13 protein-coding genes and 5 pseudogenes are annotated in these 15762 nt (G+C 28.3%); 5 read left to right on the forward strand and 13 right to left on the reverse strand.

Annotated elements, in window-relative coordinates; translation table 11 throughout:
- Positions 1-7: 7 nt before the first annotated feature.
- The 4 genes and pseudogenes from mce to DJ007_RS12320 form a co-directional block, all read right to left on the reverse strand.
- Positions 8-1123 carry a methylmalonyl-CoA epimerase gene (mce, locus tag DJ007_RS12310; RefSeq protein WP_165974168.1) on the reverse strand — a complete coding sequence of 372 codons (1116 nt, stop codon included), beginning with the start codon at positions 1121-1123 and terminating at the stop codon, positions 8-10.
- On the reverse strand, positions 1117-1329 hold the full coding sequence (locus DJ007_RS14930; protein WP_165974169.1) for a P-loop NTPase family protein: 213 nt from the start codon (positions 1327-1329) through the stop codon (positions 1117-1119). Before DJ007_RS14930 ends, mce begins: the two co-directional genes overlap by 7 nt.
- Positions 1307-1704, reverse strand: a pseudogene (locus tag DJ007_RS20535) (cobalamin B12-binding domain-containing protein). Before DJ007_RS20535 ends, DJ007_RS14930 begins: the two are co-directional and overlap by 23 nt.
- 34 nt (positions 1705-1738) lie before the next feature.
- Positions 1739-3420: pseudogene (locus tag DJ007_RS12320) on the reverse strand (acyl-CoA mutase large subunit family protein).
- Between the two features lie 216 nt (positions 3421-3636).
- On the opposite strand from DJ007_RS12320, the gene DJ007_RS12325 reads away from it, so the two are divergent.
- From DJ007_RS12325 to DJ007_RS12345, 5 genes and pseudogenes are all read left to right on the forward strand, one after another.
- On the forward strand, positions 3637-4248 hold the full coding sequence (locus DJ007_RS12325) for a septum site-determining protein MinC (RefSeq protein WP_129409856.1): 612 nt from the start codon (positions 3637-3639) through the stop codon (positions 4246-4248).
- Positions 4249-4261: 13 nt separating this feature from the next.
- Positions 4262-5296 (forward strand): M20/M25/M40 family metallo-hydrolase, encoded by a 1035-nt coding sequence (locus DJ007_RS12330; RefSeq protein WP_129409857.1) that lies wholly within the window; start codon positions 4262-4264, stop codon positions 5294-5296.
- Positions 5289-6317 (forward strand): annotated as a pseudogene (locus DJ007_RS12335) (M42 family metallopeptidase). The gene DJ007_RS12330 and the pseudogene DJ007_RS12335 overlap by 8 nt, the downstream one beginning before the upstream one ends.
- Positions 6318-6321: 4 nt before the next feature.
- Positions 6322-7320: a M42 family metallopeptidase gene (locus DJ007_RS12340; RefSeq protein ID WP_129409858.1), complete on the forward strand. Its 999-nt coding sequence runs from the start codon at positions 6322-6324 to the stop codon at positions 7318-7320.
- A gap of 12 nt (positions 7321-7332) precedes the next feature.
- The gene (locus tag DJ007_RS12345) at positions 7333-8835 is read left to right on the forward strand and encodes a cache domain-containing protein (protein ID WP_206076375.1); all 1503 of its coding nucleotides are present in this window, start codon (positions 7333-7335) and stop codon (positions 8833-8835) included.
- Positions 8836-9049: 214 nt separating this feature from the next.
- On the opposite strand, the gene eno is transcribed toward DJ007_RS12345, so the two are convergent.
- The 9 genes and pseudogenes from eno to DJ007_RS12385 form a co-directional block, all read right to left on the reverse strand.
- Entirely contained in the window at positions 9050-10342 is a 1293-nt protein-coding gene (eno, locus tag DJ007_RS12350; RefSeq protein ID WP_129409860.1) for a phosphopyruvate hydratase, read from the reverse strand.
- A gap of 14 nt (positions 10343-10356) precedes the next feature.
- Entirely contained in the window at positions 10357-11055 is a 699-nt protein-coding gene (gene pyrH / locus DJ007_RS12355) for a UMP kinase (RefSeq protein WP_129409861.1), read from the reverse strand.
- Between the two features lie 50 nt (positions 11056-11105).
- Positions 11106-11705 (reverse strand): translation elongation factor Ts, encoded by a 600-nt coding sequence (tsf, locus tag DJ007_RS12360; RefSeq protein WP_129409862.1) that lies wholly within the window; start codon positions 11703-11705, stop codon positions 11106-11108.
- Between the two features lie 63 nt (positions 11706-11768).
- The gene (gene coaD / locus DJ007_RS12365; protein ID WP_129409863.1) at positions 11769-12257 is read right to left on the reverse strand and encodes a pantetheine-phosphate adenylyltransferase; all 489 of its coding nucleotides are present in this window, start codon (positions 12255-12257) and stop codon (positions 11769-11771) included.
- 1 nt (position 12258) lies between these two features.
- Positions 12259-13365 (reverse strand): tRNA 2-thiouridine(34) synthase MnmA, encoded by a 1107-nt coding sequence (mnmA, locus tag DJ007_RS12370; protein WP_368359882.1) that lies wholly within the window; start codon positions 13363-13365, stop codon positions 12259-12261.
- Positions 13366-13398: 33 nt separating this feature from the next.
- Positions 13399-13770, reverse strand: a pseudogene (locus DJ007_RS19425) (RrF2 family transcriptional regulator); the annotation flags it as partial.
- A 21-nt stretch (positions 13771-13791) separates the two neighbouring features.
- A complete protein-coding gene (locus DJ007_RS12375) occupies positions 13792-14130 on the reverse strand; it encodes a 3D domain-containing protein (protein WP_129409865.1) in 339 nt (112 codons plus the stop codon).
- Positions 14131-14190: 60 nt separating this feature from the next.
- Positions 14191-14346 (reverse strand): annotated as a pseudogene (locus tag DJ007_RS20540) (M23 family metallopeptidase); the annotation flags it as partial.
- Positions 14328-15755 (reverse strand): LysM peptidoglycan-binding domain-containing protein, encoded by a 1428-nt coding sequence (locus DJ007_RS12385; RefSeq protein WP_129409866.1) that lies wholly within the window; start codon positions 15753-15755, stop codon positions 14328-14330. The gene DJ007_RS12385 and the pseudogene DJ007_RS20540, both read right to left, overlap by 19 nt.
- Positions 15756-15762: the final 7 nt, after the last annotated feature.

Below are 15762 nucleotides of genomic sequence, written 5' to 3' on the forward strand. Positions count from 1 at the left end.
AATTATATTATTTATTATTATGTTCAACTAATTCTACTAAAACACCATTGGTTGTTTTTGGATGTAAAAATACAACCTTTGTATTATGAGCACCAGGTTTAGGTTCATCACTTAATGGTTTTAGTCCTAATTCTTTTGATTTTGAAATTATATCTTTTACGTTGGCTACTTCATAAGCTATATGATGAATTCCTTCTCCTTTTTTAGCTAAAAATCCCGAAATTTCAGAATTTTCGTGTAATGGTTCTAATAATTCTATTCTTGTATCACCTGCTTTTATAAAAGCAACTTTTAATCCTCTATCTTCTAATACTTCTTCACCAGTTATTTCTAACCCAAGTAAATCATTATATAGTTTTAAAGCATCTTCAATTGATTTAACGGCTATGCCGATATGATCAATTTTTTCATTTTTATCCACCTCACATATATACTTTATTATTTTTTCCTTTAAATCAATCATATTCTCAAAATCAAAATTTGATGATTCAATTATACCATCAATATTTCTAATTATTGAACTCCTAACCCGTCTTTTCATTCTTCTTTTTTTCCTGAATTCATACTCTCCGGTTTTTTTTATTTCCTCAAAATGGTTATCTATCCAATTAACAATATTTTTAATATTTTCATTTCTTATTGCACTAATAGGAAGAATTATCTTAGATTTTGTTTCACTTTCTAAAGACAATGTGTTTTTTAATTGTAAAACAAATTTATCTGCTTCTGGTAAATCCATTTTATTTACGACATATGCATCAGCAATTTCCATTATTCCTGCCTTAAACATTTGAATTTCATCGCCGGTATTTGGAGATAATACTAATAATATAGTATCTGCAACGAATATTACTTCTATTTCTGATTGTCCTGCACCAACTGTTTCGATTATTATTTTATCAAAGCCAAATGATTTCATAACATCCACTATATCATATATTGAATCACATAACCCACCAACACTACCTCTTGAAGCAACACTTCTGATATATATATTTTCCTTTCCAGAAAGATTTCTCATTCTAATTCTATCACCTAAAAAAGCTCCACCAGAAAAAGGACTTGAAGGGTCTACAGCAATTATTCCTATTTTTAATCCTTGATTGCTCCATTCTTTTACCATTTTAGATAATGTAGTACTTTTTCCTGCCCTGGACTTCCGGTAATACCGATTATTTGTGTTTCTTTCTGAGATTTTGGTAATTGTGAAATAATATCCCATGCGTAATTTATATTATTTTCTACGAGGGAAATTACCTGAGCAAGTGCATATTTTTCCCCTTTTTTAAATTTTTCTATTATTTTATCAAGCTTCTTTTGAAATTGCAATTTCTTTCACCTTGCCGATTATTGTTTCAAGAGGAGTTCCGGGACCAAACACCTCTTTTATTCCCATTTCTTTTAAAGCAGGTATATCGTCTTCTGGTATAATGCCACCTAAAAATACAGGTATATCAGCTTCTTTTTCTTTTAAAAGGTTTAAAACTTTTTCACATAGTTTCATATGTGCTCCAGATAATATAGACAATCCAATTATTTGAACATCTTCTTCTAAAGCTGTATTTACAATATCTTCCGGGTTTGCCTTATTCCGGTATAAATAACTTCCATTCCTGCATCTCTTAAAGCTCTTGCTACAACTTTTGCACCTCTATCATGACCATCTAAACCGGGTTTTCCAACTAATACCCTGATTTTATCCATTATTAGTCCTCCTCTTTATTATTTTTTATTATATTTATAATATTACGGCTTCATGATATTCGCCATAAACATCTCTCAATACATCAGTAATTTCACCTAATGTAGCATAAGATTTTACAGCTTCTAATATATATGGCATAACATTTTCTTTATTTTCAGCAGCATTTCTCAATTTTAAAAGATTCTTTTTAACGAGTTCGTTGTTTCTTTCCTGCCTTAATTTTTTAATTTTTCTTTTTGTCTTTCTTCAACTTCTGGATCAACCTTTAATATAGTAACACTTTTTTGTTCTTCCTCAACTGTAAATTTATTTAATCCTACAATTACTTGTTCTCCATTTTCAACTGCTAATTGTGATTCATAAGCAGAATTTAATATTTCTTTTTGAATATATCCATCTTCGATAGCCTTAACCATTCCACCCATTTTTTCAATTTTCTCAATGTATTTTAAAGCTTTTTCTTCAATATCTTTTGTTAGTGATTCGATTACGTAAGAACCAGCAAATGGATCTACTGTTTCAGTAACACCAGATTCATAAGCTATTATTTGTTGAGTTCTTAAAGCTATAGTAGCAGAAAGTTCTGTAGGTAACCCTAATGCTTCATCATATGAATTAGTATGCAATGATTGCGTTCCACCTAATACAGCGGCTAAAGCTTGCATTGTAACTCTAATAATGTTATTTAAAGGTTGTTGAGCGGTTAATGTGGAACCTGCGGTTTGTGTGTGGAATTTCAATCTTAAAGCAGCAGGATTTGTTACGTTAAATTTGTTTTTCATCAATTTTGCCCATAATTTTCTTGCGGCTCTAAATTTTGCAATTTCTTCAATGAAGTTATTATGAGCATTAAAGAAGAAGGATAGATTCTTGCCAAATACATTTGGATCTAATCCAGCTTTTATAGCTGCTTCTACATATGCTAAACCATCAGCTAATGTAAATGCAACTTCCTGTGCAGAATTTGCACCGGCTTCTCTAATATGATATCCACTTATACTGATTAAATTAAATTTAGGTAAGTATTTTGAACCATATTCAAAAATATCTACAATTATTTTCATTGAAGGTTCTGGTGGGAATACATAAGTGCCTCTTGCAATATATTCTTTTAAAATGTCATTTTGTATAGTACCTCTTAATTTTTCTTGAGAAACTCCTTGTTTTTCGGCTACTGCTATTAACATCGAAAGTAAAATAGAAGCAGTAGAATTAATTGTCATAGAAACGCTGACTTTATCTAAAGGAATACCATCAAACAATATTTCCATATCTTTTAATGAATCTATAGCTACACCAACTTTCCCAACTTCTCCTTCAGACATAGAATGATCAGAATCATAACCAATTTGCGTTGGTAAATCAAATGCTACTGAAAGACCTGTTTGTCCTTGTTCTAAAAGATATTTATATCTTTTATTTGATTCTTCGGCAGTTGCGAAACCTGCGTATTGTCTCATGGTCCAGAATCTTCCTCTATACATTGTTGGTTGAACACCACGTGTAAAAGGATATTCTCCAGGGAATCCAATATCTTCTAAATAATCTATATCTTTTATGTCTTCTGGAGTATATAATCTTTTTAATTCTTCATTATAAGTAGTTTTAAATTTTTCTTTTCTTTCAGGAAATCTTTCTAATGTCTTTTTTAATGTGCTTTCTTCCCACTGTTTTTTCTTTTCAGAAATTTTGTTTATATTTTCTTCTTTAAACATAAAGCACCTCCAGATAATTTTTTGTATGAATATCCCATAATATATTTTACAATATTTTTCTTTTTTTTGCTAATGAAAAAAACCACAATAAATCATAATTTCAACTAATAATTAAGGATTATCTTCAATATAATAAGAATAATAAATTGGCATTGACAATAATTATATGTTATTATATTATATAGATATTAATTGAAAATTACGGGAGGTTTTTGTATGGCTTCGGAAAAGGAAATAGTGTATCCTAAATTTATTGATGGAGACATCATTTTTTTCTTAGAAAAAAATGTTACACAAAAGCAACTTTTAGAAGAACTTTCTGAAAACCTGGAAAAATTGGGTAATTTTTTTTCAGAGGGGGACGGTTTTTATATTTTAGTGAAAAATCCAGAGATGTATTCTATAGTGCCAAAAGTTGGTAAATTAGCTAAAGAAAAGAAATTGTATTTATCTGGCGTATATTTTGAAGATTTACCAGAGATTAAGAAGAAGAAAAAGGAGTTTAGATTAAGTGGAACAAATATATATAGAAAACATGTGAGATCTGGACAAATATTAGATAATCCTGGTGATATAATTATATTTGGAAACGTTAATCAAGGAGCAGAGATTCGTGCTGGTGGAAGTGTAATTGTTTTTGGTAAAGTAAGAGGTACAGTTAGAGTTGGAATGACACAACACAAAAATACATTTATTGTAGCTTCTGAAATGGATTCACCATTAGTAGAAATTTGTGGTATAGTATTAAACAATTATGCATGGCCAAAAGGCCCTGTTTCGATACACTATGATAATGATCAAATAAATGTTGAACCTATAGAATTATAATGGAGGTTTAAATATGAAAAGTGTTGAAATTTTAAAGATTTTAAGTGATGCAAATGGTGTTTCAATGTATGAAAATGAAGTTAAAGAAAAAATTATAGAGTTATCAAAAAAAATTTCAGAAGAAATCGAAATATTTGATGCTGGTAAAAGTTCTTTAGGAATAAAATATGGAAATGGTGAAAAAAAGATCGGATTATTTGCACATATGGATGAAATAGGATTGGTTATTTCTAAGATAGTAGATGAGCAATTTGCTATGGTTCATACTATTGGTGGTGTAGATCCAAGAACATTAATATCAAAAAGGGTTAGGTTTTTTACTGAAAATAGTGAGAAATTAGGATTAGTTGGAATGTTAGCGCCTCATTTACAAAAACAAGAACATAGAAATGCAGCACCAGATTTTGACAATTTATATGTAGATTTTTCGATAGATGGTGGAACAGAAGATATTGAAGTTGGAGACATTGGAGTTGTTGAGGTTAAAGCTGAGGAATTAAATGGAAAGGTTACAGGTAAAGCTATTGATGATAGAGCAGGTTGTGCTGTTCTTTTAAAGACATTAGAATATTTGAAAAAATTTAGAATAGAAGATAAAACAATCTATTTCTTATTTAATCAAGGTGAAGAAATAGGATTAAAGGGAGCTAAAAGAACAGGTTTTGAAGTAAATCCAGAAATTGGAATAATATTAGATGTAACCTTTGGAAGCGATACTCCTTCACATTTTGAAAAAATCGAAATGAGTAAAGGACCTGCTATAGCATTAGGTCCTACGATGAATAATGAAGTTACAGAAAAGATTATTAAAACGGCGGAAAGATATAATATAAAATATCAGCTCGAACCACTTCCGATGAGAAGTGGAACAGAAGCTGATATTGTTCAAATTGTAAAATCAGGAATAAAAACAATAGGAGTTTCTATTCCTATTTTAAACATGCATTCTTCAGTAGAAGTTGTTGATCCTTCTGATATAGATGCAGCTGCAATGTTAATAGCTCATTTCATAGCAGATTATGGTAAAGAAGGTGAAGTGAATGAATGATTTAATGAGATATTTGCCGGAATTAACAGAATTACCCGGTATATCAGGTAGGGAAGATAAGATTAGAGAATATATATTAGAGAAAATAAAGGATAAGGTGGATGAATACCACGTTGATGTAATGGGAAATCTCATTACAAAAATAAAGGGTAAAGATTCATCTAAAAAGGTAATGCTATTAGCTCATATGGATGAAGTAGGATTTATGGTAACTAAGATAAATGATGATGGAACATTTCATATCTCTCCAGTCGGAGGAGTAGACCCACGTGTTGTATTTTCACAAAGGTTAAGAGTTAATGGAGAAATCTTATCTATAGTTCAAATTAAACCAATCCATCTTCTAAGCGCAGAAGAAAGAAAATCGAAGCCTGGTTATAATAGTTTTAAAATATATACAGGATTTTCAAAAGATGAGTTAAAGAAAAAAGTAAAGATAGGGATATGGTAACTTTTGATACAAAATTTTATATAAAAGGCAATAGAGCAGTAGCAAAAGCTTTTGATGATAGAGCGGGATGTTCATGGATGATGAATTTGATAGATAAAATATCAGAAGGTAATAAGCCGGAGTATGATACATATTTTGCTTTTGTTGTTCAGGAAGAAGTAGGATTAAGAGGTAGTGGAGTTGCTGCTTATCAGATAAACCCGATGTAGCTTTAGTTTTAGAAGGTACAACAGCAGGAGATTATCCACTATTAGATAAAGATAAATGGGCAACGCATTTAGGTAACGGTCCTGCTACGTTTTTTATGCATTCAGGAGTGGTATTATCAAAAGAAATCTTTGATAAAATTGTGAGTGTTGCAAAAGAGAATAATATTAAACTGCAATTTAAAATGAGAACAGCAGGGGTACAGATGCTAGAAGACTGGCTACAACATTAGATGGTATACCTTCAGGAATTTTAGCTGTTCCGTCAAGATATATTCATTCACCAAATACTATTATAGATATTAATGATTATATAAATGGTTATAAATTATTGGAATTATTAGTAATTGAAGGAGGATTTTAAAATAATGAAAGATTTAATAAAAAAATTGACTGAGGCCAAATCTCCAAGCGGTAGGGAAAAAGAAATAAGGGATATTATAATAGATGAAATTAAAGATTATGTTGATGAATATAAGATTGATAAGTTAGGTAATTTAATAGCTATAAAAAAAGGTGAAAGTGAAAAAACAATATTGTTTGATGCTCATATGGACGAAATAGGATTGGTGGTTACACATATTACCAATAATGGATTTTTAAGAGTGGAACCAGTAGGTGGAGTTAATCCAAGAGTTTTAATAGGCGCGAAAGTACAATTTAATGGGCATGTAGGAGTTGTTGGTTTTGAAGGAGAAACAATGGAAGAATATTCAAAAAATATGAATAATATCAATTTTGATATATTATTTGTCGATATTGGGGTTAATTCAAAAGAAGAAGCGGAAAGAATAGCTCCAATTGGGACATTTGGAACTTATTATGCATATTTTAATGATTTAGGAGATAAAGTTGTTTCAAAAGCTTTAGATGATAGAATTGGTTGTGCTATTATGATAGAAGCTATAAAAAAGATTGATAAACCTAAAAATAATCTAATATTTGCATTTACAGTTCAAGAAGAAGTAGGATTAATAGGAGCTTCTGTAGCAGGTTATAATTATGATATTGATATGGCTATTGCTCTTGATGTTACTGCAGCTGCCGATACTCCAAAAGCATTTAAAAGAATGGCAATGAAATTAAATGAAGGGCCTTGCATAAAAATAAAAGATGGATATACTGTAAGTGATAAATTTGTTGTAGACACATTAAAAGATGTTGCAAAAGAAAATAATATAAAATATCAAATGGAAGTATTGTTGTTTGGAGGAACAAATGCAGGAGGTTATCAGATAACAAAATCAGGAATACCTTCTGGAACTATTTCTATTCCTACAAGATATATACATACTCCTCATGAAATGGTTTCAATGTTTGATGTTGAAGAAACCATTAAGTTAGTTGTAGCTTTAGCAAATAAATAATATGGTGATTAAATGAAAAAACATGAGTTTTTTAAAGACTTTTTTGTTTTTAGTTTGATAATATTTATTTCTTTATATATTTTTTTATTTTATATGAATACAAGATATTTGGAAAGAACGGTTGAAGAAATAGTAAACCGTTCTTCTATTTCTGTTGTAAATGCTATTAATGAATATAATAAAAAGTATGAAAATCTTTCTAAAGATTTTAGTAATGATATAAGAATTAGTTCGTATACAAAGTCTTTGGTTTATTTTTCATCTAATTTTGATGATTCGAGATTACATATGTATGAAGCTACGTATAAACGTTTGAACGAATATATTAAAGAAAAAATGGGAATATTAACCTTCAATGGAAAGGTGATTATTACAGATTTTGATAAAAATATATTATATCCTCAAAAGGTTAATCTTTTAGATTATAATATATTTGAGACAAATTTGATAGGCCTTGAAAATAGTAAAGGGCTGATTAAATATTCTCCAATGTTTTCCTTTAATGGAAAAACATTTTTTTATCTTTCTACATTTATTTTTGATGTAAATCAAATTCCTGTTGGTTATTTATCTTTTGAAGTGAATGTTAATTTTGATTGGTTGAGTCAATTTTCAGTGAATGAGATGAGCTTTTATATAGTGGATAATAAAACAAAACTTATTTGGCCAGGACTTTCTTTACCATATTTTATTTATTCAAAATTATTTTTGTCTAAGGAAGAAAATAGAAGGTTTAATTTTAATGGAAAAGTGTATGATATTAAAAAAACAGACTTTGGTAATAGCATTTTTCTTTTATCTGTTTTTGAAAATAGAAATTTATATATTTATTCAATAATGTATTTTATGTTGATTACAGTTTTTTTTGTCAGCATAATAGTTGTGTGGATAAAAAAATATTTTCAACACGAGAGCAATATTTCAATGAGGCTATCTAATATTGCAGAAGACTTAGGAATAGAAAATGAAGAGTTAATTATTGATAGTATAAGAAATATTAAGCATATCAGGAAAGTTCTTTTTCAGGAAGTGTCAACTTTTGAAGAATTTGAAAATAAAATATTAGATGCAATCAGGATTTATGACGATATAATATATATTTCTTTTTATAGGAAAAGATCAAATAACATAGATTATACATCATATGAAATATATAGCTCTGAAAATTATAATATATCAGATGGGACAATAGAAATATTAAAAAGTACAAAAAATTTTTATGAATATTCTTTTGAAAAAAGAATATTTGACCTGGATGGTTTTTTAATAATTAAAAATAATAAATTTGGAAATATTGAAAAATCCATAATTTTTGATGGAGTATTATTTTTATTAAAAGAACTTTATATAAAGAAAAACAAAGTATATAATGGTGAGAATTTAAAAAAATTTTATTTTGAGAAAAGTTTTAAAACTATTTTAATTGCTAAATTTGATGAAAAAATAATTAATTTGAAATCAATAGACATATTTAGAAGTTATATATTTAAAATTCAGAATAATTTAATTTTTTAAATACATTTGGTTCTGATTTTAATAATGAAATAATAGATTATATAGATATTATTTGTGAGTTCGAAGGAGTAAATGCTAAATTTATTAGTTTCAGGATTCCAAAATATGAGGCTAAAAAAAGAAGTTATTTAAAGAAATAGAAAAAATCTTAAAAACACCATGGGAAAAAATTGAAAGTTCATATTAAAAAATAGCCTTTAAAAGGGCTATTTTGTTATTTTCTTAAAGAATAAAAAGCTTTTAATCCTTTATACTCAGCAACTTCACCTAATTCTTCTTCAATTCTTAATAATTGATTATATTTTGCAATTCTTTCACTTCTTGATAATGAACCTGTTTTTATAAATCCAGCATTCATAGCAACTGCTAAATCAGCAATAAATGTATCTTCACTTTCACCAGATCTGTGAGATACAACGTTTGTCATATTAGATTTCATAGCTAATTCCATAGCATCTAAGGTTTCTGTAACTGAACCAATTTGATTTAATTTAATTAAAATAGAATTTGTTGCTTTCATATCAATACCTTTTTGTAATCTTTTTACATTGGTTACATATAAATCATCGCCAACAATTTGAACTTTTCCACCAACTTTTGCTGTGAAATTCTTATATGCTTCCCAATCTTCCTGATCGAACGGATCTTCAATGGATACTATAGGATATTTATCAATTAACATTTCATAATAATCCATAGCTTCTTCAGCGGATAATTCTTTTCCATCGATGTTGTATACTTTCTTTTCTTCGTCATAATATTCTGAAGCAGCACAATCTAATGCGATAAATACATGTTCACCTGCTTTATATCCAGCATCTTCTATAGCTTTAATAATAAATTGAATAGCTTCTTCATTTGAATTTAAGTTTGGGGCAAATCCACCTTCATCACCAACTGCTGTAACATGACCTTCTTTTTTCAATAATGATTTTAATGAATGGAATACTTCAGCACCAGCTCTTAATGCATCTGAGAATTTATTAAATCCAGCTGGAACAATCATGAATTCTTGAATATCTAAGTTATTATCAGCATGTTCTCCACCATTAACAATATTCATTAAAGGAACAGGTAAAACTTTTGCGTTTGGACCTCCTAAATATTTGTATAGCGGAATTCCTAATGAATCTGCAGCAGCTCTTGCAACTGCCATAGAAACCGCTAAAATAGCATTAGCACCCAATTTGGATTTGTTTTCTGTTCCATCTAATTCTAACATTACTTTGTCAATTAATGGTTGATCGAAAACATTGAAACCTACTAATTCTTTTGCAATAATTTCATTTATATTTTTTACAGCTGTTAAAACACCTTTACCCTTAAATCTTGATTTATCACCATCTCTTAATTCTAATGCTTCAAATTTTCCTGTTGAAGCACCTGAAGGAACAATAGCTTTTCCCATAGCTCCACTTGCTAATTCTACAACTGCTTCAACAGTTGGATTACCTCTTGAATCTAAAACTTCTCTTGCGCTTATTGCAACGATTTCATCATACCACATGTTTCTCCACCTCCCTAAGGTTTAACAAAAGTACCAATACCATTATCTAATATAGCATTTAATAAGTTTTCCTTTTTGAAGAAATTTAAAACTATTATAGGCATTTTATATCTTTTACAGATAGAGAAAGCCTCAGTATCCATTATTTTTAAACCTAAATTTATAGCATCATCATATGTTATTTTATCATATTTTTTAGCATCTTTGAATTTTTTTGGATCTTTGTCGTAAATTCCATCAACTTTTGTAGCTTTTATTAAAACATCTGCTTTCATTTCAACAGCCCTTAATGCAGCTGCGGTATCTGTAGTAAAAAATGGGTTTGAAGTTCCACCAGCAAATATTACTACATATCCTGCATTGAAATATAATTCTATATCATCGTAGTGAATAATTCTTACAGAAGGTAAATTTACTATTTGTGAAACAACAACAGTCTTAATTCCTTTTTTCTCAAAGTAATCTTTTAAATAAAGAGCATTAATAACAGTTCCTAACATTCCAATATGGTCTCCGATACTATTTGTAACGTCTTGTAACTCGCGACCTCTAAATAAATTTCCTGCTCCAATTACCATACCTAACTTAATTCCATTTTTTACAACATCTTTTATTTCTTCAGCAAGATATTCTAGAGCATTTTCATCAAATCCTTTTTTGTCTTCACCAGATAATACTTCACCACTGAGTTTTAATAATATTCTTTTATACATGTTTTCTCCCCTTTTCCTTAAAAAAAGGGTGGACAAAAACCACCCCTGTATTATTCTCCGATTTCAAATCTTGCAAATCTTGAAACTTGAATATTTTCCCCAATTTTTGCAATAGCTGCAGTAATAAGATCTTTTATTTTTTGACCTTTTTGTTCTGCAAATACAAATTCCTGTTCTAATAAACAATTATCTTCAAAGAATTTGTTTATTTTGTTTTCTACAATTTTTTCAATAATATGTTCAGGTTTTCCTGATTCTTTCATTTCTTCCATATAAATTTCCTTTTCTTTAGCAATAATTTCTTCGGGAACATCTTCTCTTTTTAACCATTTTGGTCTCATTGAAGCGATTTGTAAAGAAATTTGTTTAGCTAATTCATGGAATTCTTCTGTTCTTGCAACAAAATCTGTTTCACAATTTAATTCTAGTAAAACACCAATTTTTTCATTGTGATGAATGTATGAATAAATAATTCCTTCGCCAGTGCTTCTGCTAGCTTTTTTTGCAGCTTTTGCTGCACCTTTTATTCTTAAAATTTCAACAGCTTTATCAAAGTCGCCATCAGCTTCTACTAAAGCATTTTTACAATCCATCATACCTGCACCAGTTGCATCTCTTAATTTTTTTACGTCAGCAGCAGTTATAGCCATTTCAATTCCCTCCTAATATTTTCTTAAAATTCACAAGAATTTTAACATAATAACTTTTCTTTTTTAAACATTGTTATTACTAATTTTTTTAATTATAGCATTTTCTACATTTTTAGGTACCCATTGTGAAATATTACCACCGAATTTAGCAACTTCCTTTACAATTGTAGAAGATATAAAAGAAAATTCTGTATCTGTCATTAAAAATAATATTTCTACATTTTCATTTAAAGATCTATTGGCGTTTGCAAGTTGTAATTCATATTCAAAATCAGAAACAGCCCTTAATCCTCTAATAATAACATTAATGCCTTTTTCTTTGGCATAATCTACTAATAGCCCGTTGAAACTTTCAACTTTAATATTTGGGAAATTCTTTAAAGACTCTTTTGTAATTTCAATCCTTTCATCAATAGAAAAAAAGTATTTTTTATTTATATTATTTAATACCACAACATAAAGTTCATCAAATATTTTGGTAGCTCTTTTTATTATATTAAGATGACCAAACGTTATAGGATCAAAACTACCGGGATATATGGCTTTTGACATATTATACCTCCAGATATTTTTCGATTTTTCCTGCACCTAATATAACGCCTTCATTATCATAAACAACAGCAAATTGACCGGGTGTAACTGCAAAAATTGGTTCTTTAAATATAACTTTTATTTTATTTTCATCTATTTTTTCAATAAAGGCGTCTTTTTCCTCATTTCTTTTTCGTATTCTGCATCTTGCCTCAATTTTTTCAAAATCCACTAAAAAGTTAAAATCTGTTGCAATTAAACCTTTAAAATATACTTTATTTGTTGGTGCAACGATGATTTGATTTTTTTCAGGGATTATTTTATATACATGCATTTTTATATTTGGATTTTTAAAATATTTAATACCTGTTCTTTGTCCTATGGTGTAATTGATATAACCAGTGTGTTCACCAATAACATTACCTTCTAAATCTAATACTTCCCCGTTAGATATATTAATATTATTGTCTTTTAAAAAACGTCTATAATCATTATCAGGAATAAAGCACAACTCTTGACTATCTACTTTCTTGGCTATATTTAAATCCAATTTTTCCGCGATTTTTCTTATTTCTTCTTTTGTATAATTTCCATTGGGAAATAATATTTTAGATATATATTTTTTATCAATATAAGCTAAAAAATATGATTGGTCTTTGGAATTATCAATACCTTTTTTTATAACATCTGTATTATATTTTTCCGAATATTCTCTTATAGCATAATGACCAGAGGCAACAAAATCAGCATTAAATTCCTTGAGTAACTCCACTGCAAGTCCAAATTTGAAATATTTATTACATAACATACAGGGATTTGGTGTATAACCTTTTTTATATTCATTGATAAAATAATCAATTATTTTATTTTTAAATTTTTCATATATTTTTATAACTTTTAATTCAAAACCGAGTTTATTGGCGATTCTTAAAGCATCATATGTATCAGAAGGACTACAGCAAATTTTTTTCTTTTCAGGTATTTTTAAAAAAACTTCGTCAGGAATAGTTTTAAAATGTACTCCTATAATCTCGTATCCCATCTCTTTAGCTAAATAAGCAGCAACTGAACTGTCAACTCCCCGCTCATTAGCATTATTAATTTTTTCTTCAACAGTATTTCCTCCCATTAATTCCAATTTTTCTCCTAATTTCACTAATTCAGCAAGCGTTATTTTAGAAAGTTCCTGCATTAAAATAGTGTTTACCTTTTTCCATATATATCCAACAGCACATTCTGAACCTAATGTTTCACATTTTCCAGTAACAACACATTCATATGATTGAAAAGGCTTATCAAGTATATAAATAATTTCACTTAGTTTTAAATTTTCAGGTTTTTTGCTTAGAGCATAACCACCATATCTTCCTCTTACAGAATCAACTATTCCGTATTCCCTTAATTCGCTAAAAATCTTTTCTAAAAAATCCTTAGGTATTTTTTGTTTTGAAGACAATTCATTTATAGAAACTCTTTCAACACCATTTTTATGAAGAATCGCAAGTTCATATAGAGCCCTCAGAGCGTAACTACTTTTAACAGTTAATCCATAATTTTACCTCCTATTTTTTTTACCAACAACATAAACACTTACATTTTGTGTATTTTGAGCAAGTCTTACATCATTAATATATATATCTAAACGATTACCTATAATCTTTGAACCTATATCCTCAATCTCGAAAAAACCGAAATTTGGAGAGTTCCTAAATTCTGGTATATATACAACAGTTCCTAATGGTAAATATTTTGGATCTGCAGCTACCGTAACCCATGGTCTGGGGACATTTTGAGATTTTGTCAACCTGAATGCTGGATAATAAATTATTTTATCATCCCATTCGGTATAAAATGTTGCTTTGAAATTACCAATATATTTGAAAAATAATCTCATAGGATCTTTAGGTTCGCCATTTTTCCATATTTCAAAATTAAATAACTTATCTTTTTTAACATTTCCCAGGATAGTTTCTGAATCTACCCATTTTCCTTCTTTTATATTAATAGATACTAAATTGGAATAAACAGTAACAACACCATTCCCATGGTCGATTTTAATGTAATAACTATTATTAGATGATTTTCCTGCTTCTAATATTCTTCCAGTAATGCAGGTTTAACTGTTTCATTTTTTAATGGTAATATTCCAAGACCTACAGATACACCTGTTGAGATTCTATCTCCAAATCTAATAACTATTCTTTCATAATTTGCAGGTGTAGTATAACTTAAGGGCCAGTTTAGAAACTTTTCAATATTATTAACAGGAATGATGATTTTTTGTCCAACTCTAATAGTTCTTGGATCGTCTATATTATTTGCTACTTTTATTAGATCGATACCATTATAACCTAAACCAAAAGCTATTGCAATCTGACTTAAAGTATCGCCAGGTTTTATTTTATAAATAATTTGATCACCAGAACCAAATAAATTTTTAATTTCTGCATTTGAAAAAGAAATTAAAGCATTGGTTAATTCCCTTTCAAGTTCCTCTAATTTCGTTTTATATTTTTCATCAAAAGTGTTTATTGGTCTTGAAGATAATAATTCAAAAGAATTTTTCAGGTTACCTATTGTTTTATCTATACTACCCAGTTTTTCTTCAAGACTTTTAATTTTAAGCAATTCTTCACTTTTTGTTTTATAAAACAGTTTTGCAACTTCTCTTTGAGTTTCAGTTTCAACAGATTCATAGACATATTTTTTCAGATTTTCTTCACTTATAATTCCAGATGTATTTTCTTTGAATTTAGAGTAATCATTTTTTAAAGAATCCAGATCATTTTCAAGTGTTTCAAAATTTATTTGCCAGATTTTGTCTAATGAATTTACTGTTTTTAGTAAATTATCAATGTTTGTTTTAACGGATTTATCAATAAAATTTTTAATTTCAGTAGAACTGAGGGTGATTTTATATAAATCTGTACTTAAATCTTTTAATCTTGTGTCCAATATTTCGTTATTTTGATTCAGAGTAGTTAAACGTTTATCTAAATCGGAAATACGAACATTAATATTTGAAAAGTTCTCATTATTATTTTGTTTAAACCTAAGAAATTCAGCATAATAATCATTCATTGAATTTTGAACAGTTGTTATACTTGAGTTTAAAGAAGAAATGTTTTGATTTATGGTGTTTATCGATTCTTTAAACTGCTTATCTAAATATTGAATTTTTGAATCCATATAATTTCTATTATCTGTAAAAATTGTCGAATCTTCAGTAATAAAATTTTTTGTAATTAATGATAATTCATCTTTTTTTACCGTTTCATTATTTAAAATTTGTATATTATCTTCGATATTTTTTATCCTGGTTTCAATAGTATTTAATATTTCTGTATAAAATTTATCGTCTTTTCTTTTTTCAAATTCAGAAACTTTACTTTTTAAATTATCTAAAGATTCTTTTATAGAGGACAATTCAGAATTATAATCTTTTAATAACTGTTGGATATGTGTATTAGACGAATTGAGTGTATAAGATATATTTTTTATTTCGTTTTTTAACACCATAATATTA

Origin of the sequence: Marinitoga lauensis, from assembly GCF_004135675.1 — a bacterium.
GTDB lineage: Bacteria > Thermotogota > Thermotogae > Petrotogales > Petrotogaceae > Marinitoga > Marinitoga lauensis.

Excerpts from the sequence above, each read along its gene's own strand:
- coaD (WP_129409863.1), bottom strand. The coding sequence starts at position 12,257 with ATGTCAAAAGCCATATATCCCGGTAGTTTTGATCCTATAACGTTTGGT.
- eno (WP_129409860.1), bottom strand. The coding sequence starts at position 10,342 with ATGTGGTATGATGAAATCGTTGCAATAAGCGCAAGAGAAGTTTTAGAT.
- DJ007_RS12340 (WP_129409858.1), top strand. The coding sequence starts at position 6,322 with ATGAAAGATTTAATAAAAAAATTGACTGAGGCCAAATCTCCAAGCGGT.
- mce (WP_165974168.1), bottom strand. The coding sequence starts at position 1,123 with ATGGTAAAAGAATGGAGCAATCAAGGATTAAAAATAGGAATAATTGCT.
- mnmA (WP_368359882.1), bottom strand. The coding sequence starts at position 13,365 with ATGGGAGGAAATACTGTTGAAGAAAAAATTAATAATGCTAATGAGCGG.
- pyrH (WP_129409861.1), bottom strand. The coding sequence starts at position 11,055 with ATGTATAAAAGAATATTATTAAAACTCAGTGGTGAAGTATTATCTGGT.
- tsf (WP_129409862.1), bottom strand. The coding sequence starts at position 11,705 with ATGGCTATAACTGCTGCTGACGTAAAAAAATTAAGAGATGCAACTGGT.
- DJ007_RS12385 (WP_129409866.1), bottom strand. The coding sequence starts at position 15,755 with ATGGTGTTAAAAAACGAAATAAAAAATATATCTTATACACTCAATTCG.
- DJ007_RS12375 (WP_129409865.1), bottom strand. The coding sequence starts at position 14,130 with ATGAGATTATTTTTCAAATATATTGGTAATTTCAAAGCAACATTTTAT.
- DJ007_RS12330 (WP_129409857.1), top strand. The coding sequence starts at position 4,262 with ATGAAAAGTGTTGAAATTTTAAAGATTTTAAGTGATGCAAATGGTGTT.
- DJ007_RS12345 (WP_206076375.1), top strand. The coding sequence starts at position 7,333 with ATGAAAAAACATGAGTTTTTTAAAGACTTTTTTGTTTTTAGTTTGATA.
- DJ007_RS12325 (WP_129409856.1), top strand. The coding sequence starts at position 3,637 with ATGGCTTCGGAAAAGGAAATAGTGTATCCTAAATTTATTGATGGAGAC.